26 protein-coding genes are annotated in these 23796 nt (G+C 66.1%); 15 read left to right on the top strand and 11 right to left on the bottom strand.

The annotated features are described in order from the left end of the window. Positions 1 to 7 precede the first annotated feature (7 nt). Positions 8 to 1417, top strand: coding sequence for a succinylglutamate-semialdehyde dehydrogenase (gene astD / locus QE379_RS05830; protein ID WP_306998745.1), 1410 nt, complete (start codon positions 8 to 10; stop codon positions 1415 to 1417). A 40-nt stretch (positions 1418 to 1457) separates the two neighbouring features. Here astD and QE379_RS05825 read toward each other — a convergent pair whose 3' ends face one another. Then, the gene (locus QE379_RS05825; protein ID WP_306998743.1) at positions 1458 to 4358 is read right to left on the bottom strand and encodes a TonB-dependent receptor domain-containing protein; all 2901 of its coding nucleotides are present in this window, start codon (positions 4356 to 4358) and stop codon (positions 1458 to 1460) included. A 296-nt stretch (positions 4359 to 4654) separates the two neighbouring features. Here QE379_RS05825 and cobA point away from each other — a divergent pair, with 296 nt between their 5' ends. From cobA to QE379_RS05800, 5 genes are read left to right on the top strand one after another with little or no spacing between them, the layout of a single operon-like run. Beyond that, entirely contained in the window at positions 4655 to 5446 is a 792-nt protein-coding gene (gene cobA, locus QE379_RS05820) for a uroporphyrinogen-III C-methyltransferase (protein ID WP_306998740.1), read from the top strand. Then, the gene (locus tag QE379_RS05815; RefSeq protein WP_306998738.1) at positions 5443 to 5739 is read left to right on the top strand and encodes a DUF2849 domain-containing protein; all 297 of its coding nucleotides are present in this window, start codon (positions 5443 to 5445) and stop codon (positions 5737 to 5739) included. The genes cobA and QE379_RS05815 overlap by 4 nt, the downstream gene beginning before the upstream one ends. An 11-nt stretch (positions 5740 to 5750) precedes the next feature. Then, positions 5751 to 7376, top strand: a complete 1626-nt coding sequence (locus tag QE379_RS05810; protein WP_306998736.1) for a nitrite/sulfite reductase — start codon at positions 5751 to 5753, stop codon at positions 7374 to 7376. Then, a complete protein-coding gene (locus QE379_RS05805; protein ID WP_267434522.1) occupies positions 7369 to 7827 on the top strand; it encodes a DUF934 domain-containing protein in 459 nt (152 codons plus the stop codon). Before QE379_RS05810 ends, QE379_RS05805 begins: the two co-directional genes overlap by 8 nt. Beyond that, positions 7820 to 8590, top strand: coding sequence for a phosphoadenylyl-sulfate reductase (locus QE379_RS05800; protein WP_306998733.1), 771 nt, complete (start codon positions 7820 to 7822; stop codon positions 8588 to 8590). Before QE379_RS05805 ends, QE379_RS05800 begins: the two co-directional genes overlap by 8 nt. Positions 8591 to 8905: 315 nt before the next feature. Here the strand turns inward: QE379_RS05800 and QE379_RS05795 are convergent, their stop codons facing one another. After that, positions 8906 to 10399 (bottom strand): replicative DNA helicase, encoded by a 1494-nt coding sequence (locus QE379_RS05795; protein ID WP_306998730.1) that lies wholly within the window; start codon positions 10397 to 10399, stop codon positions 8906 to 8908. A gap of 98 nt (positions 10400 to 10497) precedes the next feature. Here QE379_RS05795 and QE379_RS05790 point away from each other — a divergent pair, with 98 nt between their 5' ends. From QE379_RS05790 to QE379_RS05780, 3 genes are read left to right on the top strand one after another with little or no spacing between them, the layout of a single operon-like run. Continuing rightward, the gene (locus QE379_RS05790) at positions 10498 to 10980 is read left to right on the top strand and encodes a UPF0262 family protein (protein WP_175314205.1); all 483 of its coding nucleotides are present in this window, start codon (positions 10498 to 10500) and stop codon (positions 10978 to 10980) included. Continuing rightward, positions 10980 to 11654 (top strand): GH25 family lysozyme, encoded by a 675-nt coding sequence (locus tag QE379_RS05785; RefSeq protein ID WP_306998727.1) that lies wholly within the window; start codon positions 10980 to 10982, stop codon positions 11652 to 11654. Before QE379_RS05790 ends, QE379_RS05785 begins: the two co-directional genes overlap by 1 nt. Next, complete coding sequence (locus tag QE379_RS05780; RefSeq protein ID WP_306998725.1) at positions 11651 to 12115, top strand: cytidine deaminase; 465 nt, start codon at positions 11651 to 11653, stop codon at positions 12113 to 12115. Before QE379_RS05785 ends, QE379_RS05780 begins: the two co-directional genes overlap by 4 nt. 206 nt (positions 12116 to 12321) lie before the next feature. On the opposite strand, the gene QE379_RS05775 is transcribed toward QE379_RS05780, so the two are convergent. After that, entirely contained in the window at positions 12322 to 13092 is a 771-nt protein-coding gene (locus QE379_RS05775; protein WP_306998723.1) for a MerR family transcriptional regulator, read from the bottom strand. A gap of 120 nt (positions 13093 to 13212) precedes the next feature. Here QE379_RS05775 and dcd point away from each other — a divergent pair, with 120 nt between their 5' ends. Further along, a complete protein-coding gene (gene dcd, locus QE379_RS05770) occupies positions 13213 to 13767 on the top strand; it encodes a dCTP deaminase (RefSeq protein WP_007405039.1) in 555 nt (184 codons plus the stop codon). 250 nt (positions 13768 to 14017) lie between these two features. On the opposite strand, the gene QE379_RS05765 is transcribed toward dcd, so the two are convergent. From QE379_RS05765 to QE379_RS05745, 5 genes are all read right to left on the bottom strand, one after another. Continuing rightward, on the bottom strand, positions 14018 to 14377 hold the full coding sequence (locus QE379_RS05765) for a M48 family metallopeptidase (RefSeq protein WP_306998721.1): 360 nt from the start codon (positions 14375 to 14377) through the stop codon (positions 14018 to 14020). 517 nt (positions 14378 to 14894) lie between these two features. After that, positions 14895 to 15320: a biopolymer transporter ExbD gene (locus QE379_RS05760; RefSeq protein ID WP_267434529.1), complete on the bottom strand. Its 426-nt coding sequence runs from the start codon at positions 15318 to 15320 to the stop codon at positions 14895 to 14897. A 34-nt stretch (positions 15321 to 15354) separates the two neighbouring features. Next, positions 15355 to 15828, bottom strand: coding sequence for a biopolymer transporter ExbD (locus QE379_RS05755; protein ID WP_230483027.1), 474 nt, complete (start codon positions 15826 to 15828; stop codon positions 15355 to 15357). Positions 15829 to 15926: 98 nt separating this feature from the next. Continuing rightward, on the bottom strand, positions 15927 to 16724 hold the full coding sequence (locus QE379_RS05750; protein WP_306998717.1) for a MotA/TolQ/ExbB proton channel family protein: 798 nt from the start codon (positions 16722 to 16724) through the stop codon (positions 15927 to 15929). 51 nt (positions 16725 to 16775) lie between these two features. Next, positions 16776 to 17456, bottom strand: coding sequence for an energy transducer TonB (locus QE379_RS05745; RefSeq protein WP_306998715.1), 681 nt, complete (start codon positions 17454 to 17456; stop codon positions 16776 to 16778). A gap of 332 nt (positions 17457 to 17788) precedes the next feature. Between QE379_RS05745 and QE379_RS05740 the strand changes: the two genes are divergently transcribed. Further along, positions 17789 to 18565 (top strand): hypothetical protein, encoded by a 777-nt coding sequence (locus QE379_RS05740; protein ID WP_306998712.1) that lies wholly within the window; start codon positions 17789 to 17791, stop codon positions 18563 to 18565. Here QE379_RS05740 and QE379_RS05735 read toward each other — a convergent pair. Further along, a complete protein-coding gene (locus QE379_RS05735) occupies positions 18541 to 18828 on the bottom strand; it encodes a Rossmann fold domain-containing protein (RefSeq protein ID WP_306998710.1) in 288 nt (95 codons plus the stop codon). The two genes, QE379_RS05740 and QE379_RS05735, sit on opposite strands and share 25 nt — an antisense overlap. A gap of 5 nt (positions 18829 to 18833) precedes the next feature. After that, the gene (locus QE379_RS05730; protein ID WP_306998708.1) at positions 18834 to 19202 is read right to left on the bottom strand and encodes a dihydroneopterin aldolase; all 369 of its coding nucleotides are present in this window, start codon (positions 19200 to 19202) and stop codon (positions 18834 to 18836) included. A 126-nt stretch (positions 19203 to 19328) separates the two neighbouring features. On the opposite strand from QE379_RS05730, the gene QE379_RS05725 reads away from it, so the two are divergent. The 4 genes from QE379_RS05725 to QE379_RS05710 are packed head-to-tail and all read left to right on the top strand — an operon-like array spanning position 19329 to position 22206. Beyond that, entirely contained in the window at positions 19329 to 19883 is a 555-nt protein-coding gene (locus QE379_RS05725) for a GNAT family N-acetyltransferase (RefSeq protein WP_306998705.1), read from the top strand. Between the two features lie 12 nt (positions 19884 to 19895). Beyond that, positions 19896 to 20468 carry a DUF1285 domain-containing protein gene (locus QE379_RS05720; RefSeq protein WP_306998703.1) on the top strand — a complete coding sequence of 191 codons (573 nt, stop codon included), beginning with the start codon at positions 19896 to 19898 and terminating at the stop codon, positions 20466 to 20468. Continuing rightward, positions 20465 to 21058 carry a CoA pyrophosphatase gene (locus tag QE379_RS05715; RefSeq protein WP_306998701.1) on the top strand — a complete coding sequence of 198 codons (594 nt, stop codon included), beginning with the start codon at positions 20465 to 20467 and terminating at the stop codon, positions 21056 to 21058. The genes QE379_RS05720 and QE379_RS05715 overlap by 4 nt, the downstream gene beginning before the upstream one ends. Continuing rightward, positions 21046 to 22206, top strand: coding sequence for a CCA tRNA nucleotidyltransferase (locus tag QE379_RS05710; RefSeq protein ID WP_306998699.1), 1161 nt, complete (start codon positions 21046 to 21048; stop codon positions 22204 to 22206). Before QE379_RS05715 ends, QE379_RS05710 begins: the two co-directional genes overlap by 13 nt. Here QE379_RS05710 and QE379_RS05705 read toward each other — a convergent pair. Beyond that, on the bottom strand, positions 22197 to 23789 hold the full coding sequence (locus tag QE379_RS05705) for a bifunctional diguanylate cyclase/phosphodiesterase (protein ID WP_306998697.1): 1593 nt from the start codon (positions 23787 to 23789) through the stop codon (positions 22197 to 22199). The genes QE379_RS05710 and QE379_RS05705 overlap by 10 nt on opposite strands. Positions 23790 to 23796: the final 7 nt, after the last annotated feature.

Here is a 23796-nt window from a genome sequence, read left to right as displayed (position 1 = left end):
CGTCGCCATGACCAAGTTTCTGTCGACATTCGAACCCGCGACCGGCGCGCTGATCGCCGAACTGCCCGTTGGGGACGCCCATGCCGAAGTGGCCGCCGCGCGAGCCGCTTGGGGCCATTGGGCCACCACCCCGCGGGCCGAACGGGTCGAGACGTTGCGCCGCTTTGCCGAGGTGGTGCGCGCCCGCGCCGACACCTTCGCCGACCTGATCGCACGCGAAACCGGCAAGCCGCTCTGGGAAGCGAAGACCGAGGTGGACACGGTCATCGCCAAGGTCGCCATCTCTATCACCGCGCAATCCGAACGTGCGGGCGAGCGGGCGAGCGAACAGCCGGGTGGCGGCCGCATGGCGTTGCGTCATCGGCCGCACGGCGTGCTGGCGGTGCTGGGGCCCTATAATTTCCCGGCGCATCTGCCCAACGGCCATATCGTCCCCGCACTGCTGGCGGGCAATGCGGTGGTGTTCAAGCCATCCGAGAAGACGCCCGCGACGGGTGCCTTTCTGGTCGAATGCTATCATGCGGCGGGGGTGCCGGAGGGGGCGGTCCGGCTGTTGATCGGCGGGCCGGATCAAGGCCGCGCACTGGCCGGGCATGACGATATCAACGGACTGCTCTTCACCGGCTCGGCGCGCACCGGACTGGCGCTCAACCGCCAGTTTGCCGAGCGGCCGGAGAAAATCCTCGCGCTGGAGATGGGCGGCAACAATCCGATCATCGTCTGGGACGATCCCGACCTCGACGCCGCCGCCGCGTTGATCGTCCAGTCCGCCTATACCAGCGCGGGGCAACGCTGCACGGCAGGGCGGCGGCTGATCGTGGAGGATCGGCTGTACGATCCGCTGATCGCCGCGCTGACCCGGCTGACCGACCGGATCATCATCGGCGCGCCGCATGATGAACCAGCCCCCTTCATGGGGCCGGTGATCGACAATGACGCGGCGGGACTGCTTGGTACGGCTTTCAACAAACTCGTCGGCATGGGCGCGCGGGTCATCCGTCCGCTCGAACGCCTGAACCCGGAACGCCCCTTGCTGACGCCTGCGATCCTCGACGTGAGCGCGCTGGCCGAGCGACCCGACGACGAATTGTTCGGCCCGGTCCTGCAAGTCTCCCGCGCATCCGACTTCGCGGATGCAATCGCGCAGGCCAACGCCACCCGCTACGGACTGTCGGCCTCGCTGATCTCGCCCTCGCGCGAGCGGTATGACGCGTTCTGGACGGACATCCGTGCCGGGATCGTCAACTGGAACCGCCCGACCAACGGCGCGGCGTCGAGCGCGCCCTTCGGCGGCATCGGCTGGTCGGGCAATCACCGCCCCAGCGCCTATTACGCCGCCGATTACTGCGCCTATCCGGTCGCCAGCGCCGAGACGGAGCAGGCCGCCGCGACGATCCCGATCGGGTTGCGCGGATAGGGAAATGGCCCGGAACCGAGGTTCCGAGCCATCCCGTCGTTCAGAAGCGGGCGGAAATGCCGACCCGCAATGTCCGTCCCCGGACCGTGTAATAGGTCGGGAAGGTGTTGAAATAGGCGCCCGTTGCGTAATTGGTATCGGACCCGATCAGGGGCGGATCCTTGTCGAACAGGTTCTGCACGTTGAACCGTACATCGATCCCCTTCACCAACGTGATATTGGTGTTGAAGTCGAAATAGCTGTAGCCCGGAATACGCTGCACCAGCGGATAGGTCTGGCCCGGCGATGCCGCCAGCACGGTGTTGGTCGACAGCTTCGAATTGCTGGTCGGACCGATATAGCGCCAGGTGAAGCCCAGTCCGCCCTTGATCCAGGGAAGCTGCCAATTCACGCCCGCCACATGCCGCCAGCGCGGCATCGGATCGCCGCAGGCGAAACCGAAATAGCCCAGGCACGACCAGGGCGTATTGCCCGGCGCGAACTGCCGTTCATACTTGGTGGTCAGCGTTCCGTTGAAATTCAGGCCGAAGGTGCCGATATTGTCGGCAAGGCCCAGACGCTTGGGGTCCAGCGCATAGTTGGTGCTGAAATCGATGCCCCGCGTCGCCGTATAGCCCGAATTGTTATAGCGGGCGTCGGCGATCAGCAACTGCCCCGTCTGCGGATCGCGCTTGTAGAATTGACAGAAGAATTCGACCTTGTTGCGATAGCATTGGTCGAACGCCATCCCGATACGGGTCCACTCGAACGCACCCTGGATGTTGATGTCGTACCAGTCGACCGACGCGGTCAGACCGGGGACGAAGCGCGGCTGGAACACCACGCCCAACGTCTTGCTGCGCGACCGTTCGGGCTGGAGATCGGAATTGCCGCCGTTGACGAGGGTCGTCGGACAGAAACCATTCGTGTCGCATCCGGTATAGCTGGACAGCGCGTCATATTGCGCGCGCGTCATGCCGATCGAGCATTGATCGAAGGTGTAACGCGTCGCGCCCTTGCCGTCGGTGGAGGCACGCGGCGGCGCGCACAGATCGAGCATCATGGAATTGGGATAGCGGTTCTCGCCCTCCAGGCGCTGGAGCACGCCCACCCGCACCGCGCGGTTATAGCTGCCCCGGAACCGCAGGCCGTCCACCGGTGCCCAGCTCGCCTCCGCCTTCCAGCTATGGATCAGGTTCTGATAGACGTCGTAGTCGGAAATCCGATAGCCGCCATTGATGCTGAGTTCCTTGGCGAAGGGCTTGTCCTCGATCAGCGGAATGTCGATTTCGCCGCCCAGTTCCTTCACGCTGGTCCGCCCGTCAAAGGTCGTGAAGTTCGACCATGAGCCGAAGCCCTGAGACTGGTTGCGATATTTGCGATATTCGCCGGTGATCGCGAAGCCGATGCCGTTGGTGGCGAACGGGCTCTTGATCCCGTAATCCTCCAGCGTGCCCGACACGATCGCATTGATGACCTGCAAATCGTTCTGCTGGCGGCGGCTACCCGGTCCGGTCACCCAATTATAGACCGCGTCGCTGATCGAGGTGTTGGACGAAAAGGCGTCGATCGGCTGGCAGTTCGGGTCGGTGCCGTTGATCTTGGACAGGCAGGTCGGCACGCCATTGACGTTGCGGACCTGAAGCCCGCGCGCCAGGCGAGCCTCTTGATCGGGCACATAGAGATGATCGGCCGACCCGTTCATGATGTTGCGGGTCTGCTGATAGCTGAGTTCGAACCGGATCTTGTCGACGATCATCCCCGACAGGTTGAGCGAGCCGCGCCAGTCGCTGGTCGTGTTACGGAAATTCTGGATCATGCCGGGGCGGAACAGCGACAGCGCGATGGGATTGCTGAGCGCGGTGCTGCCCGCCGCCGCACCGCAGATTTCCTGGGCCTGCGACGCGCTAAGGAACGGATTGTCGCAATTGACCGGCGCGGCGGGCGTCCACAGCCCGCCATCGACCGAATTGGCCCCCGTCTCCACGATACGGCTGTAGAGGAAGCTGCCGTTCAGCCGCATCCCCAGCGGCAGTTCCGCCGTCAGGAAGCCGCCGCTATTGACCGTTTCGCTGCGCCGCTGGATCGAATCGACCCGCTGGATGCGCACCTCGTCCGCCGTGTCGTAGGGACGGAAGCCGCGCGAGCCGTCGCGCGCATTGGTCCGGTCCTGGTCGTTGATATTGAAGTAATTATACGGGTTGTAGGTGGTGCCGTCGCACGTCCATCTCGTATTGCCCGCGTCCCGATTATTGGGATCGAACATCAGAAGCGGGCAATTGACGGTATCGATATTGCGGAACTGGATCGGGTCCGCCTTCTTGTAGGTCGCGAAGCCGCTGATGTTCACCTTGCCGTCGAACAGGTTCTTGCCCGCCGCCAGCGACGCGAAATAATTGCCACCGCCCAAATAGGTGCCGCGCGGATAGGTATAGCCCGCATTCTGCGCGGCCTTGGCCAGCAGCGGGTTATTGTTGTTATGGTTGAAGCCGCTGACCTCGCCGTCGAAGGCGATGCCGTCGAACTTGCGCTTCAGGATGAAGTTGACCACGCCCGCGATCGCGTCCGAGCCATAGACCGCCGAGGCGCCGCCGGTCATGATGTCGATCCGCTCGATCAGCGCGCCGGGGATGATGTTGACGTCATTGTCCATCCGCTGCCCGTTCAGCAGCGTCAGCGTACGGCCCGCCCCCAGGTTTCGCAGGCCGACCGGCGCCGCGCCGGAGTCCCAGCGCTGGCCCTGAAGCCCCAGCATCGGCGTGACCTGCGGCAATTGCGCCAGCGCGTCCTCGACTCGGGCAAGGCCCCGTTCCTTCAGATAGGTGGCATCGATCGTCGTGATCGGCGCGTTGCTGGTCATGTTCGGACGGACAATTCGGGTGCCCGTGACGATGACGTCCGACGGATCCGCCTTTTCCTGCTTGGCGTCGATCTTGTCGGTGGAGGCGGCAACCCCGGTCAAAGGTGCATCATCCTGAACGACAGGATCGCCCGCGCTGCCAACCACTTGCGCCGATGCAACGCCGGACCAGGCCAGCGCAATCAACGATGCCCCTAACAAGCGCTTCGCGTAACGAAATTCCCCCATTCGACTCTTCCCCGCTTTGATCTTTGCGAATCCATTCAACCATAACTCAGAGCAATAGGCAAATATGTTATACCATATGCGCCGCAGCATGGACTGTCCCAAGTTGATCTACCGCCTCCCCAAGCATCGCTCGGTTGTGGAGCGGGCGGCGGGGGGTCATCTGTCGGAGCATGGCTAGCCTTCTCGACCCAGCCGCGCGTGGCCGCGTGATCCTTGTCGGTGCCGGGCCCGGTGATCCGGGCCTGCTGACCGTTCGCGCGGTCGAGGCACTCAAACAGGCCGATGTCGTCGTGCATGACGGCCTGATCGATCCGCGCGTCCTCGATCTGGCCCCACCAGAGGCCCAGCGTATCTCGGTCGCCAAGCGGCGCGCGCGGCACACTTTGTCGCAGGACGCGATCAACGCGCTGATCGTCGCGCATGTGAAGACCGGCGCGATCGTCGTGCGGCTGAAGGGCGGCGACCCGTTCATCTTCGGGCGCGGCGGCGAAGAGGTGGAGGCGGTCCGCGCCGCCGGGCTCCGCGTCGAGGTGATCCCCGGCGTCTCGGCCGCGCTCGGCTGCGCGGCGGAGGCGATGCTGCCGCTCACCCATCGCGATCACAGCTCGGCGGTGTCCTTCGTCGCGGGGCAGTGCAAGGGGCTGACCGATCAGGACTGGTCGGGGCTGGCGGGGCAAGGGCGCACGCTGGTCATCTATATGGGCGTGGCGACCGCGAGCGGCATCGCCGACAAGCTGATGGCGGACGGCGTCGCGCCCGATATGCCGGTCGCGGTGCTGGAGCGCGGTACGCTGGAAGGGCACCGCGCGATCCGCACCCTGCTCGCCGATCTCGGCCCGATGGTCGAGCGCGAAGCGGTGCAGAGTCCGGCGATCATCGTCGTCGGCGAGGTCGTCGAATTGTCGGATGCCGAGGACAAGCTGGCGCGTTGGGCCCGCGTGGCGGAAGGGATGAGCGCATGAAGCTGTTGACGGGCAATGACCTGGCGACCGGCGATGTCGTCTGGTGGACCGGGCAGGAATGGTCGCGCCATATCGAGGACGCGGTCGATGTCGGTTCGGCGGGCGAGGCGATCCTGCGGGCCGAGGAAGGCGCGCGCCGGGTCAACGTCCCCTATCTGATCGATGCCGAGGCCACCCAACAAGGCCCCCGCCCTGCCCATATCAAGGACCGCATCCGCGCGCTCGGCCCCACGGTGCGCCCCGACCTGACGCTCAAGCCCGCCGATGCGGACGCCGGCGCCTGGGTGATCTGAGAGAGCAAGCGATGTACGTTTACGACGAATATGACCAGAGCATCGTCGATGCCCGTGTCGAGGAATTTCGCGACCAGGTGGAGCGCCGCCTGTCGGGTGCGCTGACCGAGGATCAGTTCAAGCCGCTTCGGCTGATGAACGGCCTCTACTTGCAGCTTCACGCCTATATGCTGCGCATCGCGGTGCCTTATGGCACGCTGGACGGCCGCCAGATGCGGATGCTGGGCCATATCGCGCGTAAGTACGACCGGGGCTATGGCCATTTCACCACGCGGCAGAACATCCAGTATAACTGGATCAAGCTGGCCGACGCGCCCGACATCCTCGCCGAACTGGCCACGGTGCAGATGCACGCCATCCAGACCTCGGGCAATTGCATCCGCAACATCTCGTCGGACCAGTTCGCCGGCGCCGCCGCCGATGAGGTCGCCGACCCGCGTCCCTGGGCCGAGTTGATCCGGCAATGGTCGACCTTCCACCCCGAATTCACTTACCTGCCGCGCAAGTTCAAGATCGCGGTGATCGCGGCGGACGAGGACCGCGCGGCGATGCGCTTGCACGATATCGGCATCCAGTTGCTGGAGCGGGACGGCGTGCTCGGCGCGAAGATCTTCGTCGGGGGCGGGATGGGCCGCACGCCCATGATCGCGCATGAGGTGAAGGACTTCATCACCGCTGACCATCTGATGAGCTATCTGGAGGCGTGCCTGCGGGTCTATAACCGCTATGGCCGCCGCGATAATATCTACAAGGCGCGGATCAAGATTCTGCTGCACGAGATCGGCGTCGAGGCGTATCGCGAGCAGGTGGAGGCGGAGTTCGCCGCGATCCGCGACTTGGGGCTAGACCCGCCGCTGGCCGAACTGGCGCGGATCACCGCCATGTTCAAGGGGCCCGACTTCGACGCCGATGCGCCCGATACGGTGGATCGCTCCGATCCCGATTTCGCGGTCTGGCTCGACCAGAATGTGGCGGCGCACAAGCAGCGCGGCCATGCCATCGTCACGATCAGCCTGAAGCCGATCGGCGGCATCCCCGGCGACGCCTCTGCCGACCAGATCGACCTGATGGCCGACCTGGCCGAGCGTTACGGCCATGACGAACTGCGCGTCACCCATGCCCAGAATATCGTCCTGCCGCATGTCCGCAAGGCCGACCTCCATGCCATCTGGACCGCGCTTCGCGAGGCGGGGCTGGCGGAGGCCAATCTCGACCTGATCTCGGACATCATCGCCTGCCCCGGCCTGGATTATTGCAGCCTGGCCAATGCTCGCTCCATCCCGCTGGCGCAGAAGATCGGCGAGCGCTTCGCCGGGCGGCAGCGTGAACTGGGCGAGTTGAAGCTCAAGATTTCGGGCTGCATCAACGCCTGCGGCCACCATCATGCCGGGCATATCGGCATATTGGGCGTCGATAAGAAGGGCACCGAAAATTACCAGCTTCTGCTCGGCGGATCGGGGGCGGAGGACGTGTCGCTCGGCAAGATCACCGGCCCCGGCTTCGACGAGGACGGCGTGGTCGACGCGATCGAGCGCGTGACCGACCGCTATGTCGCGCTACGTGAGCGCGGCGAGCGTTTCCTCGACACCTATCGTCGCGTCGGAATGCAGCCGTTCAAGGAGGCGATCTATGGTTGATCCGATCACCGTGAACACCAATGCGGGCGAGACGCTGCTGCGTTTCCGCGACGATGTCGTGCATGACGAACCGGCGGTGACGCTGGACGCATTCCTGGGCCAGACCAACGCCACCGCCGTCCGGCTGGAAGCGGGCGACGACGCCCGTGCGCTGCTGCCGCATCTGGGGCAGATCGCCTTGGTCGAGATCAGCTTCCCGACGTTCCGCGACGGGCGCGGTTACTCGGCGGCGCGCATCCTGCGTGAAGCGGGGTTCGAGGGCGAGTTGCGTGCGGCGGGCGACGTGCTGGTCGACCAGATCCCGCACATGCGCCGCTGCGGCTTCGACAGTTTCGCGCCGGAAAAGCCGGTCGATGCGGCGACGCTGACCAAGCTGCTGGCCCTCTATCCGCAACCCTATCAGAAGGCGGCGGATGCTCGCGTGCCGGTGTGGAAACTCCGCCATGGCTGAGCGTGCGCTCGACCGGATCCCCGATCGAATCCCGGATCGAATCGATGTGCGGCCCGCCTATACGGTGGAGGACGCCGCCGCTTACGGGGCGCGGTTCGCAGGGGTCTCCGCACCGGAGTTGCTACGCACCCTGCTGACCGGCGAACTCCGTGGGCAAATCGCGGCGGTGTCGTCCTTCGGCACCGAATCCGCCGTGCTGCTGCATATGGTGGCTAGCGCCGATCCGGCGACGCCGGTGGTCTTCACCGACACGCTCAAGATGTTTCCCGAAACGCTGGCCTATCGCGACACGCTGGTGGCGCGGTTGGGGCTGCTCGACGTGCGGGTGATCCGGCCCGACCCGGCGCTGCTGGCGGCCAAGGACCCGGACGGCATCCGCCACGGCTATGACCCGGACGGCTGCTGCGATCTGCGCAAGGTGGAACCGCTGACGCGCGGCCTCGCCCCCTTCGAGGCGTGGATTTCGGGCCGCAAGGGCTTCCAGGCGGGCACCCGCCGCGCCCTGCCCCGCTTCGAGGTCGAGGATGGGCGGTTGAAGCTCAACCCGCTGGCGGATTGGGACAAGGCGGCGTTGGATGCCTATTTCGCGGCGCATGATCTGCCGCGCCACCCGCTGGAGGCGGAGGGCTATCTGTCGATCGGCTGCGCGCCCTGCACCAGCCAGGTGAAGCCGGGCGAAGACCCACGCTCGGGTCGCTGGCGGGGGTTCGATAAGGTGGAATGCGGGATACACCGCCCGGTGGAATCCGTCCGCCCCGTCTGAGTTTCACGACGCCGGCGAAGGCCGGGGCCCAGTTGCAGTGCGCCTCGTAGCGCGCGAAAGGGTTGAGCGAGCAGCGGGAGGCCACCCACGCATCATCTCGCGCGTCTTCAACTGGGTGGCATCTGGTTCAACTGGGTGGCATCTGGGCCCCGGCCTTCGCCGGGGTCGTCTGAGTAGCGAAGGAAACGCCTCCCCCTGTTCGCACTGAGCGAAGTCGAAGTGCACGCTCCAACGCTCACACCTTGGCGGACGTCATCCCATGGCCTTCGACTACGCTCAGGCTGAACGGGGGGGCGGGAATAATCCCGCCGCCGCTCAATAGCCCGCGAAGTCGGTAAACCGCGTGATCGTCGGGTCGAACTTCATCACCACCTTGCCGGTCGCGCCGTGACGCTGCTTCGCCACGATGAGTTCGGCCAGGCCGTAAACCCGCTCCACCTCGGTCGCCCATTTGGCGTGGTCCTCGAAGACCTTGCCGTCATCGCCTTCCATCGGGCGCTTGGGCTCGCGCTGCATCATGTAATAGTCTTCGCGGAACACGAACCAGACCATGTCGGCGTCCTGCTCGATCGAGCCCGATTCGCGAAGGTCGGACAGCATCGGGCGCTTGTCCTCGCGCTGCTCGACCGCACGGCTCAACTGCGACAGCGCCAGCACCGGCACGTTCATATCCTTGGCCAAGGTCTTCAACCCGCGCGAAATCTCCGAGATTTCCTGCACGCGGTTGCCCTCCGACGACTTGCCGGATCCGGTTAGCAACTGGAGATAGTCGACCACGACCAGACCGATCTCGTTGTTGTGCCGCCGCTGCAATCGCCGAACGCGGGTGTGCAGCGCCGAGATGGACAGGCCGCCGGTGTCGTCGATGAACAGCGGCAATTGCTCCAGTTCCGCCGCCGCCGCAGCGAGTTGCGCGAACTCGTTGCGGCTGATCTTGCCCATCCGCAGCGCTTCGGAACTGATCCCCGACTGCTCGGCCAGGATACGCGTCGCCAACTGGTCGGCCGACATTTCGAGGCTGAAGAACGCGACCTTCGCGCCCACCGACTCGGAGGGCGGGATGCCGTCCTGCATGTCGCGCATCCAGCGGCGCGCGGCGTTGAACGCGATATTGGTCGCCAGCGAGGTCTTGCCCATGCCCGGACGGCCCGCCAGGATCATCAGGTCGGACCGGTGCATACCGCCGATCTTGGCATTGACCGAGTCCAGACCCGTGGTGATGCCCGACACATGGCCGCCCGAGTTGAGCGCCCGCTCGGCATTCTTGACGGCCATGGTGGTGGCCTGAGCGAAACTCTTCACCGCATTTTCGGAGCCGCCGTCGGCCGCGACCTTGAACAACTCATTCTCGGCCAGTTCGATCTGCGCGCGCGGATTGACCTCTTCGGAGGTGTCCATCGCCCGGTCGACCAGGGTTCGCCCCACCGTCACCAGCGCGCGCAGCATGGCGAGGTCATAGATCTGCGTCGCGAACTGCCGCGCACCGATCAACCCCGCACCCGATCCGGTCAGTTGCGCCAGATAGGACGGCCCGCCCAACGCCTTCATCCCCTCGTCCGCCTCGAACATCGGGCGCAGCGTGACCGGGGTCGCCAGCATGTCGGTGGCGCGCAGATTCTTGATCGCGGCGAACACGCGACCATGGACGGGCTCGAAGAAATGGTCCGGGTCCAGCCGGTCGACCAGATCGTCGGCCAGCCGGTTGTCGATCATCATCGCGCCCAGCAGCGCGGCCTCCGCCTCGATATTGCGGGGAAGCTGCTGCGGCTCGGCGGCGGCGGCGGGGTTCGGGAATGCGAGGGTGGCCATTGCTCCAGCGTTAGCGCGGAGTGGCCCCGGATGAAAACGCATTGCGTCGATCAGCGGGGGATTTGCGGCGCACGCGCTTCGCGACTATCCCGTTCGCCATGGCCGATCCCCGGATCATCTCTATCGACCTGGACGAGCGCAGCCTGGGCTGGCGCTCCGCCGATGTCGAGCAGGAGCGGCGGATCGCGATCTTCGACCTGATCGAGGAGAATTATTTCGCGCCCCAACGCCCGCAGGCGGACGGCTATGCCGGCCCCTATCGCATCAAGCTGGAGTCTGAGGAAGGACGCCTCGGCATCCATATGTACCGCGAAGACGGGACGCATATCGAGACTTTGGTGCTGGCACTGGGCCGCTTCCGCAGGCCGATCAAGGACTATTTCGCGATCTGCGACAGCTATTACCAGGCGATCCGCGCCGCCACCCCGCAACAGATCGAAACCATCGATATGGCCCGGCGCGGCATCCATAACGACGCGGCGCAAATGCTGAAGGAGCGGCTGACCGGCAAGATCGAGGTCGACTTCGACACCGCACGTCGCCTCTTCACACTGCTCTGCGTCCTGCATATCCGCAACTGATGGCGATTCTCTGGAAAATCGGCGCGGGGCTGCTGGCCCTCGGCGCGATCACGGCGGGCGGGCGGCACTGGGCGACGCATTGGCGGCCCGCGACCGAGCATTATCCGTTGCAGGGCATCGACCTGCCCGAGAATCCGCCCGCCGTCGAATGGCGCATCCTGCGCGCGAACGGCGCGGACTTCGCCTATATCGTCGCGACATCGGGCGCGGACCGTCGCGATCCCGCGTTCGAGGGCAATTGGACCGCTCTGCCAGAGGCGGGGATGCGGCGCGGGGCGATCCATATCTATTCGCTGTGCCAGCCCGCCACGGCGCAGGCGGATGCGTTCAACATCTTCGTGCCACGCGCGGGCGATGCGCTTCCGGCCGCGATCGACCTGTCCTATCATGACGATTGCACCGCCCGGCCCGACCGCGCGACGCTGGTCGCCGACCTGACGCGCTTCGTGACGATGGTGGAGACGCATACGGCCAAGCCCGTGATGCTCCGCGTCTCCAAGGCGTTCGAGTCGGATTACGCCATTACCGCCGCCCTGCCCCGCCCGGTCTGGGCGGTCGGCAACATGCTGAAACCCGACTATGCCGCCCGCCCCTGGCGCATGTGGCGCGCCAGCGATTTCCGCCGGGTCGAGGGGGTGGAAGGCCCCGTCAATTGGGACGTCGTCACGCCATGAATGCCACCGATCCGAATGCCCTGCCCAATTCGCTGATTGCCGCCGCCCGCGTCGCCGCGCGCAACGCCCATGCGCCGTACAGCCGTTTCGCGGTCGGCGCTGCGCTGTTGATGGAGGATGGCTCGATCATCACCGGCGCGAATTTCGAGAATGCGAGCTACGGCCTGTCGCTCTGCGCGGAGACGGTCGCGATCGCCACCGCCTCCGCCGCCGGGCGTCTGCGCGAGATCGTTGCGATCGGAGTGATCGGCGGCGCGATGGACGCGAACGGTGTACCGACCGGCAACACCCCGGTCAGCCCCTGCGGCCGCTGCCGCCAAGTCATCAACGAAGCGGCCCAGATGGGCGGTCGCGACCTGCCCGTCCATTGCGGCTCTGCGGAGGGCGATGCGGTGCGGACCTACCGCCTGTCGGAGTTGCTGCCGGATGCGTTCGGCCCGGCGGATTTGGGGATCGGCTGATTTTCTCGCCCGAAGGCGCGAAGATTTTGTTCGCGCAGAGGCGCGGAGGACGCAGAGAGGTTTTGGGTCATGAAGTCCCCGAACGGTTCACGATGACCGGCCATCTCTTGCCGCAAGGGACGACGCCTCCGCGTCCTCCGCGCCTCCGCGCGAACATCAATCTTCTTCAAAGATCATCGCGTCTTCGCGGCTTCGCGTGAACAATATCACGCCCCCGGCGCCTCGCTCCGCGCCTTCATCGCCGCGCCCGCCGCCTGGATGAACTGCCAGACCTCGGACGAAAAGCCGGGATCGGCCTGACCGTCCCATTCCGCTCGATTCTGGTGCAGCCGGACAGCCCCCGCCCGCATCTCCGGCGACGCCACCGCATAGAAGGGTGCGAGCAGAGCCTGCCATTCGCGGACGAACCCCCGCGCCGCCTCCGAATCCGGATCCATCGGCAGCGCCGCCGCGATCCGCTGGCCCAGATCGGCCCATTGCGCCTGATAGGCATTCTGGTCGAAATCCGGCGCCAGCCTGTCCATCCGCTCGGCCCAATGCGCCTGTTCCTCTTCGGTGAAATGGCGGTCGACCACCGATTTCCATTGTGTCGTCGTCATGGCATTCCCTTTTCGAATCAGCGAGCAAAGCGTCGCGACGTCGATGCGCTCGCCGGCATCGATGCGGGACTGAATGGATCGGAGCAGCGCGGCGGTTTCCGCAAGCGTCGCGCGCTCCGCCTGGACGACCTTGGCCTGGGCCGCAATCATCGGCCCGAGCGCGGCGCTCGGCCGGTCGAGCATCCGCCCGATCGTCGCCAGCGTGAAGCCCGCCCGCTTGAGCGCGACGATGGCGTGCAGCCGCTCCAGCTCGCCCGCGCCGAAGATCCGCCGCCCGCCCTCGCTCCGCAGCGGCCGGATCAGCCCCCGCGCCTCGTAAAAGCGCAGCGCCCGGCTGCTGAGCCCGGTTGCGCGGGCGATCTCGGCGATGTCGAGCATGGTCGTCATGGGGCGATCGTACCGCTTGACGCTGCGTCAACCGCAAGCCCCTTTTTACGGTTGCCGCTTGCCCTGTCCCCACGATCCGGCGATGAGCGGCCAAGCTTAAGGGGAATGAAGATGTCGATCCTGTCCGACCGCTGGATTCGCGAAGCCGCGCAGACCCAAGGGATGATCGAACCCTTTGTCGAGAACCAGCGTCGTGACGGCTGCATCAGCTATGGCCTGTCCTCCTATGGCTATGACGCGCGGGTGGCGGACGAGTTCAAGATTTTCACCAATGTCGACAGCGCGGTGGTCGATCCGAAGGACTTCGCGTCGAACAGCTTCGTGGATCGCAAGACCGATGTCTGTATCATCCCGCCCAACAGCTTCGCGCTGGCCCGCACCGTCGAATATTTCCGGGTGCCGCGCGACGTACTGGTCATCTGCCTCGGCAAATCGACCTATGCGCGATGCGGGATCATCGTGAACGTCACGCCGCTGGAACCCGGTTGGGAGGGGCATGTGACGCTGGAATTCTCCAACACCACCCCCCTGCCCGCCAAGATCTACGCCAATGAGGGCGCGTGCCAGTTCCTCTTCCTGAAGGGTAACGAACCCTGCGAAACCAGCTATGCCGACCGGGCGGGCAAATATATGGGTCAGCGCGGGGTCACCCTGCCGCGCCTGTGACGTGAGGGCGGACCGACATTCCACCCATTCCGCCCTTGGGAATGAAAGTGGCACGCCCAACGCCTGATGGAGGGGCCTGCCCCTCTCGATAAGGACCGCTTCTATCGGGCCGAAACGTTGCTTCCCTCCGTAGGGGAAGAAGCGGGGGAAAGTTCAGCGACCGGCGACGATGGGCGGACGTCGCTCCGGCGAAAGCCACGCGACCTGTCGGCAAGTCCAGACGCGACGCGCCTGGACCTTCCTTTCGGCTTTAGCGCGCCGCGATCGTCTGCGGCAAATGGCGCAGGCCAGTGCGGGCCACGGTGTGCGACGACAGAATCGCACCCGAGGGCATGTCCATCGCGATCGGCTTTTCCTGCAACACCGAATCATACAGAGCGCGCGCTTCGGCGGCGCGACCCGTCTTGGCATAGACGGCGGCGAGGTTGAGCATCAGTTCCGGGCTGTCCGGGCTGGCGCGACGCTCCTGGAGCAAGGTCCGCTCGGCGGCCAGGAAATTCCCGGCGGCAATCTCGTGAAACCCCGTGCGCTGCGGCCAGGAATCCTGGGCCATGGCCGGGGCCGCCATGCCCGCCGCCGTCACAAGCAAAACCGAAACGACTCCGCGCATCTCAATTCTCCTATGTTTCACTTTTATGACGTTACGTTGTCATTTTTGTGAAACGTCCGCAAGCGGTGAAAGATGCGCTGTTTCGGAACGGATGGCGCGCGGTGGAAAAGCTTGGGCGTTGGCAGTCCGACCGGGAGAGTAGGAGAGGCATATCGATCGACCGATCCGCAGGACGGTTCGGACGGGGCGGCATTAGCTGAGGATCGCTCGAGAAATGCCACTCCAGCAGGTGATCGGCCCAGCTATATCCGGGTGCACTCTCGTTGTTGCGAAGATCGAAATTGAGCACGGGCGGGGGGTGGCCTTCGACTTCGCTCAGGCTAAACGGCGTTAGCGGTCCTGTTCCTCCCCAACTTTCCGTCATTCGAACCGGGATCAGAAAGCGCCTCCAACCTCCATCATCCGTTCAGCCTGAGCGAAGTCGAAGGCCAGGGGAATCGTCTCATCCCCGCTCACAACGAAAGAGGGCGGCCTCCGCAGAGACCGCCCCATTCCGTCCGACACTGATCGCCGAGGATCAGAAGTCGTTGCGATACTGCTCGTTGCCGATGAAGCCGAGCTTGCTGACCGCCGAGCGCTTGATAACCGCCAGGGTCTCGTCGACCTTGGCGTATTTGGCGTCCGGGGCGGGCTGGAAGTGCAATTCCGGCTCGGGATTCATGGCAGCGGTCTGATCCAGAAACTGGCGCAGCGTGACCTCGTCGACCGGCGCACCGTTCCAGGTGACCGTGCCGGCGGCGTCGATGCCGACCTTGTTCTTCTCGCTGTTCACCTGCGGCTGGTTTCTCGGAGAGTTGACCGGAAGGTCGACCTTCACCGCGTGAGTCTGGATCGGGATGGTGATGATGAACATGATGAGGAGCACGAGCATGACGTCGATCAACGGCGTCGTGTTCATGTCCATCATCGGCTCGCCATCATCGGATCCGGCGCTCATTGCCATGGCGTGCTAACTCCTATCGTGTCCGCCGCGTCGATCAGACGCGCGGGTTGCCGCCGGGGGGCGGCTCGGAGATGAAGCCGACACGGGCGAAACCGGCCTGCTGCATCGTGTAGATGGTGCCGCCGATGCACCGGTACGGCGTGTTCACGTCGCCCCGGATATGCGCCTCGGGCAGCGAGTCCGGGGTGATGTTGGCACCCAGACGCTCGACCTCGGCCTTCAGCTTCTCGACCGCGCGGGTGCGCAGTTCATCCGAGGTCACCGGGCTAAGGCCCCAATAGACCTTGCACTGTCCGTTCTCGCTGGTGACCGAGAGCGACACGTTCTCCGGCTTCGTCGTCGTCGGATCGAAGCGGACGTTCGGCAGCTTCAGCGGAACGGTCTGAATCACGACCGGAACCGCGATCAGGAAGATGATGAGGAGCACCAGCATGACGTCCACGAGGGGCGTCGTGTTGATCTCCGACATCGGTTTCTCGGCGGAGTCACCGCCAACGCTCATCGCCATGAGAGAGCTATCCTATCCATGCATTCTTGCGCCGCCCTGACGGGTGGCGGGGGGTGGCGGGGCCGTGTCCCGAAGGATCGGTCCCCGCCCCCTCAGGCTCAGGCGCGGGTCTGAACGCCACCGGCCTGGCCGGCGGTCGTGGTCGCCGGGGTCGCCTTGACGGCGGCCGGCTTGGCAGCGGCACCGACGGTGGCGGGACGAACCGCACCGTTCGAGGCCAGGAAGCCCAGCACGTCGTTCGAGAAGGACGACAGGTCCTCCGCGATGCCCTTGTTGCGGCGCTGCAGCCAGTTGTAGGCGAGCACGGCCGGAACGGCGACGACGAGACCCAGAGCGGTCATGATGAGCGCTTCACCGACCGGACCGGCGACGGCATCGATCGACGCCTGGCCCGACGAGCCGATCTTGATGAGCGCGCGGTAGATGCCGATAACGGTACCGAACAGACCGATGAACGGCGCGGTCGCGCCGACGGTCGCGAGGAAGGCGAGACCGCCGCCCAGCTTCGAGTTGATTGCGGCTTCCGAACGCGCCAGCGAACCGTGCAGCCAGTCATGCGCCTCGACCGGGTCGGTCAGCTTCGAGTGCTGGTCCTGCGCGGCCAGACCGTCGTCGACGATCTGCTTGTAGGCCGAGTTCTTCTCGAGCTTGGCCGAACCCTCGCGCAGCGAGTTCGACGACCAGAAGCCCTGACGGACGCGCTTCGCCTGGTTGATGATCTTCTGCTGCTCGAACAGCTTCGAGAACAGGATGTAGAAGGAGACGATCGACATCAAGCAGAGGATGGTGAACACCGACTGCGAGATGAGGCCGCCTTCCTTCAGGGCCTGGCCGAGACCGTAGGGATTTTCGGCACCGGCCGCTGCGCCGCCCGCGGCGAGGATGGTGGTGAGCATGGTTGGTTAGGTCCTCTGACTAAAGCGTTGGGTTTGATCGGCTTTTAGCCGTTATTCCTGTGGCAGCTGCCAACGGATGTTAAGCGTATAGGACGAGGCGACCGGATTGCCGCCGGCGTCCTGCGCCGGGGTAAAGCGGACACGCGCCTTCGAAATGCGACACGTCGCATCGTCCAGGGCCCGGTTGCCGCTGCTCGACAGGATCGAACAGTCGGTGACGCGCCCGTCGGTGCCGATCGACAGCTTGGCCGACACGCGACCTTCCGCGCCTTCGCGCTGGGCCGAGGGCGGATAGGCGTCGGGACCGAAATACTGGCCCGGGTTACCGCGCAGACCGGCCGCCTTCGACACCGCGGGCGGCGCCGGCGGAGCAGGAGGAGACGGCGGCGCAGGCGGGGCCGGCGGAGCCGTGGGCTGGCTGAGCGGAATGACCGACGTCGTCGTGACGGCGGGTGCGGGCACCGGCAGCTGCACGATCGGCGGCGGAGTCACCACCGTGGTCGGCGGCGGCGGCACATTAGGCTGCTCCGGCGGCGGGGGCGGCGGATCTTCCGGCGGTGGGGGGGGCGGCGGCTCTTCCACGTTGAACGTGTCGAGCTTTTCGGTGGCCTTCTTCACGTACTGGTAAGCCAGCCCCGTGACGAAGGCGTATCCCAGGGCAGCATGGATGAGCACGACGATAACGATCGCGACCACCTTGCCCCCGGACATCTTCTGGTCAGTATAGGCCATTCAGCAACGAAACTCCTCAGTCTGCCAGTTTCGCCTCGCCGTAGCGTGGGGACGTGGGAAACTCCTGCCATGCTCTTACGGCATACGGCAGAGCCTCGAACCCTATCGTGACGGCTGGCGCGGCGCAATCAGTTTGTCGGACGTAATAAACGTACAACCGGCACGTGACGAAATTATTTCTGTACCGTTAATGCACGAAGGAGTAGCCCAAAGCGATGAATCCGCTGTCCCACGCCGTTCGCGCTTGCGTCTTGACCCTGGCGATTCCCACTTTCGTCACCCCCCTTTCCGCCCAAATCACCACCCGGCCGCCGATACGCCCCGGTGATTCGATGGTAGCGCAAACAGGACCCGGCTATGCCGACCTGGCCGATCTGGTGCTTTCTGCCCCGGTGATCGCGGACGTGACGATCCGATCGGCAACCGCGATCAAGGGGGCCGAGGCCGTGGGCGTCGCGCCCGGACATCAGCGTTTCTACGTCGAGGCCGATGTCGGCACGCTGATCCGCGGGGCTGGCGGATTGCCCGCGCGGGTCGGCTATCTCTTCGATGCCGCCACCGATGCGCGGGGTCGGACGCCCAAGCTGAAGAAGATGCGCGTCCTGATCTATGCGCGTCGCGTGCCCAATGCCGCCGATCAGCTCCAGCTCGTTGCCCCTGACGCGCAATTGCCCTGGGCGCCCGATATCGAGCAGCGCAGCCGCACCATCGCGCGCGACGCCCTGTCCCCGGACGCACCGCCGGTCATCACCGGCGTCGGCAACGCTTTCTATGTCGCGGGCAGCCTGCCGGGCGAAGGCGAGACGCAGATCTTCCTGACCACCGCCAACAACCGCCCCGTCTCGCTGTCGGTGCTGCGCCGTCCGGGTGAGGAGCGCCGCTATGCCGTGGCGTTGAGCGAGATCGTCGACGAGTCCGCCGCGCCGCCCGCGCGAGACACGCTGCTCTGGTATCGCCTCGCCTGCGCCTTGCCGGAATCGCTGCCCGACCACAGCACCGCATCGCTGTCGCCCGAGGATGCCGAGGCGGCGCGCGACGATTATCGCTTCGTGCTGCAAAAGCTCGGCCCCTGCGGGCGCGAGCGTCAGGTGCCGACCGCCAGCAACTGACCCGTGACGGAAAGGGCGGCGGCGAGATAGGCGACCGCCGCCGCGACCGCCGCATCCGAAGCGCCCGGCGACGGCACGACCGCATTGATCCGCGCGCCGGGGGCGGCATCGATGGCGAGCGGCGCGATCGCCGCCTCGACCATGGCCTGCGCGACGGGATCGCGGCCTGGCGTCAGCACCAGCACCAGATCGACACCCGGATGGGCGGCAACCGCGACCGACACATCCGCCTCAGGGGGCAGATCGACTCGTCGGGCCGCCATGCCGGTCAGCGCCGGTGGCGGACCAGGGTGATGCCGATCGCCTCGCCTTCCTCGGCGATGGCCAGCTTGACGATCTTGACCTGCACCCGGCGCACCCGCTTGTCCTGAAGGAAGAGCGTATCGCAGATATGGTCGGCAACCCCCTCGATCAGCGTGAAATGCACGCCTTGGGGCAGCGCGATCGCGGCATGTTTGAGGTCGAGATAATTTTTGGACTCGGTCAGCGGGCTGTCGGGCGTGTACCGCACCGGACAGTCGAGATCGACGGTCAGCGAGATGCGCAGCGGCTGCGGCAAATGGGTTTCCTCGGAATAGATGCCGGTCAGCACCTGCACTTCGAGGTCGTGGACTTCGAGTTGAAGACGGTCTTCCATGCCAGCGCCTCTAGCAGAGCGTGCGCGGATGGGAAGCATCCGGGGGAAAGCATCAGGGAAAGCTTGCATCGCCCCGCCGTCGCGCTAAGGGCGCGCGTCCCCTTCCCGCCACCGGACCGCCGCTCCTTGACCGTCACGCCCGTCCTTGTTCCGCTCGACGCGGTCGATCCCGCCGAGGTCGAGGCGCTGCTCGACCGCGCCTTTCCGCCGGGGCGACAGGCGCGCACCGCCTATAAGGTGCGGGGCAGCGTCGTGCCGATCCGGGACTTGTGCTTCGCGATGGTCGGGGACGGCGCGCTGATCGGTTCGATCCAGTGCTGGCCGGTCGCGCTGACCGACGATGCGGGGGGCGTGCACCCGCTGATCATGGTGGGCCCGGTCGCGGTCGCGCCCGATCGCCAGCGCGACGGCATCGGTCGCCATTTGCTGAACCATATGCTGGACGCCGCCGCTTCGCTGGGGCTCGACCGTGCGCTGATGCTGATCGGGGATCCGGAATATTATGGCCGCTTCTTCGGCTTCACCGCCGAGCGGACCGGGGGATGGCGCTTGCCGGGGCCGGTCGAGCGGCATCGCCTGCTGGCGCGCGGGGCGGATGTACCCGCCGTCGCCGGGATGCTGGGCCCCGATCCGGCACGGGAACAAGCCACCGGCCTTTACCTGAGCCCCGTCCGTCCCTAACTCGGGCGGATCATGCCGATGGCACCGCCCCCCGACCTGTCCTCGCTCAGCCTCGCCGAAATCGTCCAGGCGATGGAGGCGCAGAAACTGCCACCCGTATCCCAATGGAATCCCAGCCATTGCGGCGACAGCGAGATGCGGATCGCGCGCGACGGCACCTGGTTTCACCAGGGCAGCCCGATCACCCGCCCCGCCATGGTCCGGCTGTTCTCCACCATCCTGCGGCGCGAACCCGATGGCCGCCACGTCCTGGTCACCCCGGTCGAAAAGCTGGACATCGCGGTCGAGGACGCCCCCTTCGTGGCGGTGACGATGAAGGCCGAGGGCGAAGGCCGGGACGGTCGGCTGGTGTTCCAGCTCAATACTGGCGATCTGGTCGCCGCCGGTCCCGCGCATCCGATACGCTTCGTCCAGGGTGAGGACGGCCCCCGCCCCTATCTCCTCGTCCGTGACGGGCTGGAGGCGTTGATCGCGCGGCCCGTCTATTACGAATTGGCCGAACGCGCGCTGGTCGGTGACGACCAGGTGCCGGGGGTGTGGAGCGACACTGTCTTCTTTCCCCTGGCGGACGCGGCCGCCGCATGACGCTGGCCGAAAGGCTGGCCCAGGCGATGGCGCGTATTCCCGCCGCCGACCTGCTGACCGGCGACGGAATCGAACCGCACGAAATGACGGCCACGCCCACCGCCGCCGCCGTGCTGGTGCCCGTCACCGACCGCGCCGAGCCGGGCGTCGTCCTGACCCAGCGGACCGACACGTTGCGCAACCATGCCGGGCAGATCGCCTTTCCCGGCGGGCGCGCCGATCCGGGCGATGCCGATCTGGTCGCGACCGCGCTGCGCGAGGCGGAGGAGGAGATCGGCCTGCGCCCCGGCATCGTCACCGTAGTCGGGCTGGCCGACCGCTATCGCACCGTCACGGGGTTCGAGGTGACGCCGGTGCTGGGCGTCATTCCGCCCGACCTGACGCTGCACCCCGCAGAGGCGGAGGTGGCCGACCTGTTCGAGGTGCCGCTCGCCTTCCTCCTCGATCCTGCCCATCACCACCGGGTCAGCGCGCCGTGGCGCGGGCGGACCCGGTATTTCTACGAGATATTATGGAACGACCGGCGCATCTGGGGCGCGACCGCCGCGATGATCGTCAACCTGTCGCGGCGGCTGCAATGGGCGGCCTGAACCCCGCGACCGCGCCCTGGGCGGAACGCGCGGAGCTGATCGCGCTGGCGCAGCGGCTGGAAGCGCGTTTCGTCGGCGGGGCGGTGCGCGACTCGTTGCTGGGCCATGCGGTGGCAGATATCGATCTGGCCACGCCGCTTTCGCCGGAAACGGTGATCGAGCGGGTGCGCGACAGCGGTTTCAAACCGGTGCCGACCGGAATCGCGCATGGCACCGTCACCGCCGTCCTGCCTGATGGCCCGGTCGAGGTCACGACGCTGCGCCGCGACGTATCGACCGATGGCCGCCATGCCGTCGTCGCCTTCACCGACGACTGGCGAGAGGATGCGGCGCGGCGCGACTTCACGATGAACGCGCTCTATGCCGATCCGGCGAGCGGCGAGCTGTTCGACTATTTCGGCGGGCTGGACGATCTGAAGGCGGGGCGGGTGCGCTTCATCGGCGATCCGTTGCAGCGCATCGCCGAGGATCATCTTCGCATCCTGCGCTTCTTCCGCTTCCATGCGCGCTTCGGCCAGGCGGTGGACGAGGCCGGGCTGGAGGCCTGTACCCGGCGCGCCAACGACCTCATGGCCCTGTCGCGCGAGCGGATCGCGGCGGAACTGCTCAAACTGCTGGTGGCGGCGCGCGCGGTGCCGGTGATCGCGCTGATGGTCGAACGCGGTATCTTTCGCGCGGTCATTCCGGAGATCGATGCCGAAGGCGCCGCGCGGCTTGCCGTCCTGGTGGAACGCGAGGGGACGGCGGGGGTCGCACCCGATGCCATCCGCCGCCTCGCCGCGCTTCTTCCCCCACAGGCCGCCGAGGCGGTGGGCGCGCGGTTGAAGCTGTCCAACCTCGACCGCAAGCGCCTGATCGCCGCGACCGCCGGGCCGGGCGACGAAGGCCCCCATGCGCTCGCCTATCGCGTCGGCGTCGCGGGCGCGGTGGATCGTCTGCTGCTGGCGGGCGAACCGGTCGACGCGATCCGCGACTGGACCCCGCCCACCCTGCCGCTGACCGGCGGGGCACTGGTGGCGCGCGGCATCGGCAAGGGGCCGGAGGTGGCGCGGCTGTTGCGGCAGGTCGAAAGCCGCTGGATCGCGGAAGGCTTTCCCGATGCGGCGCGGGTCGGCGAACTGGCCGACGCGGCGGTGGCTCAGGCCTGATCGGCGATCATCGCCCAGGCGGCGTCGGGATCGAGCGGGCGGGCATAGAAATATCCCTGGCCATAGGTGCATCCCAGCGCCGCCAGCGTATGGCCCAGCTCGATCGCCTCGATCCCCTCGGCGGTCGTCTGCATGCCCAGCGCCTGCGCCAGGCCCAGGATCGCACGGACGATGGCGATCTTGTCGCGGTCGGCCAGCATGCCGTTGATGAAGCTGCGATCGATCTTCAGCACATCGATGGGCAGCTTCTGAAGATAGGCCAGGCTGGAATAGCCGGTGCCGAAATCGTCCATCGCGATGGTGGTGCCCAGCGCCTTCATCGCCTTCATGATCGCGGTCACCCGGTCGGGATCGCCGACGATCGCGCTCTCGGTCAACTCCAGCGTCAGCCGGTCGCCCGAGATCCCCGCACCCGCCAGCGCCGATTCGATCAGCGCCGGGATATCGTCGCGTTGCAACTGGATCGCCGAGACATTGACCGACAGGCGAACGCCGCAATTCCCACCCGCCGCCCGGTCCCACTCGGCCAGTTGCCGCAACCCCTCATGCACCGCCCAGCGACCCAGCGGCACGATGAGACCAGACTCCTCGGCGACGGGAATGAAGTCGCTGGGCGAGTGATTTTGCCCGTCCACGTCGCACCAGCGCGCCAGCGCCTCGAACGCGACGGTCTTGCCCGTCGAAAGGTCGCAGATCGGTTGGTAGGCCAGATGCAGGCCGTCCTGCTCGATCGCCCGGCGAAGCGCGGTTTCCATCGCGAACTGGGCGCGCGCGATGGTGAAGGCCTGGGGGTGATAGATTTCGGTGCGACCCGCCGACTTGGCGTGTTTGACCGCGAACTGGGCGTGGCGGATAAGCTCCTCCGCATCGCCGTCCGGCCCCTCGTTGAAGGCGATGCCGACCGATGCCTCGACATTGACCTCATAATCGGTCAGCCGGAACGGCGCGCGCATCGCGCGGTCGATCCGTTCGGCCAGGACATGCGCCTCGTCCTCGCTGCCGTCGATCATCATCAGGATGCCGAATTCGTTGCCGCCGATCCGGCCGATCGAGTCGCGCGACCGCAGCGCGCCCTTGACCCGGCGGGCCACGGTGATGAGCAACTCGTCCCCGACCAGCGACCCCATACAGGCGTTCAGCCGCCCGAACCGGTTGAGGTCGATGACCAGCACCGCATGGCGCTGCCCCGTCGCCATCACCGATTCGATCAGGTCGCCAAACCCCTGCCGATTGGGCAGGCCGGTCAGGCTGTCGGTCGTCATCTCGCGACGAAGGCTGCGTTCGGTATGATGCTGCGCCGTGTGATCGACCAGCATCAGGACGCAAATGCCAGTCTCCCCTTCCGCAGGCCGCGTCAACGTCGCCTGGAAATAGCGGCAGTCGATCGCGTCGCCCAGTTGCAGCGGGAATTCGACCGAGCCCTGGTCGGACGCCAGAAACGCCTCGATCCGCTGCGCCAGCTCGGTCATCAGCATCGTCTGGGTCCGGTCTTCGTCCAACCCGGCGCGACGGAATGCGTCGTTGACGGCGGCGACGGTCAGGCGCCCTTGGGACAGTCGGATTTCCGCCGCCGGAATCGCCATGATCCGG

Source organism: Sphingomonas sp. SORGH_AS_0879 (assembly GCF_030819175.1).
Lineage (GTDB): Bacteria > Pseudomonadota > Alphaproteobacteria > Sphingomonadales > Sphingomonadaceae > Sphingomonas.
This window is presented reverse-complemented; position numbering and strand designations above follow the sequence as displayed.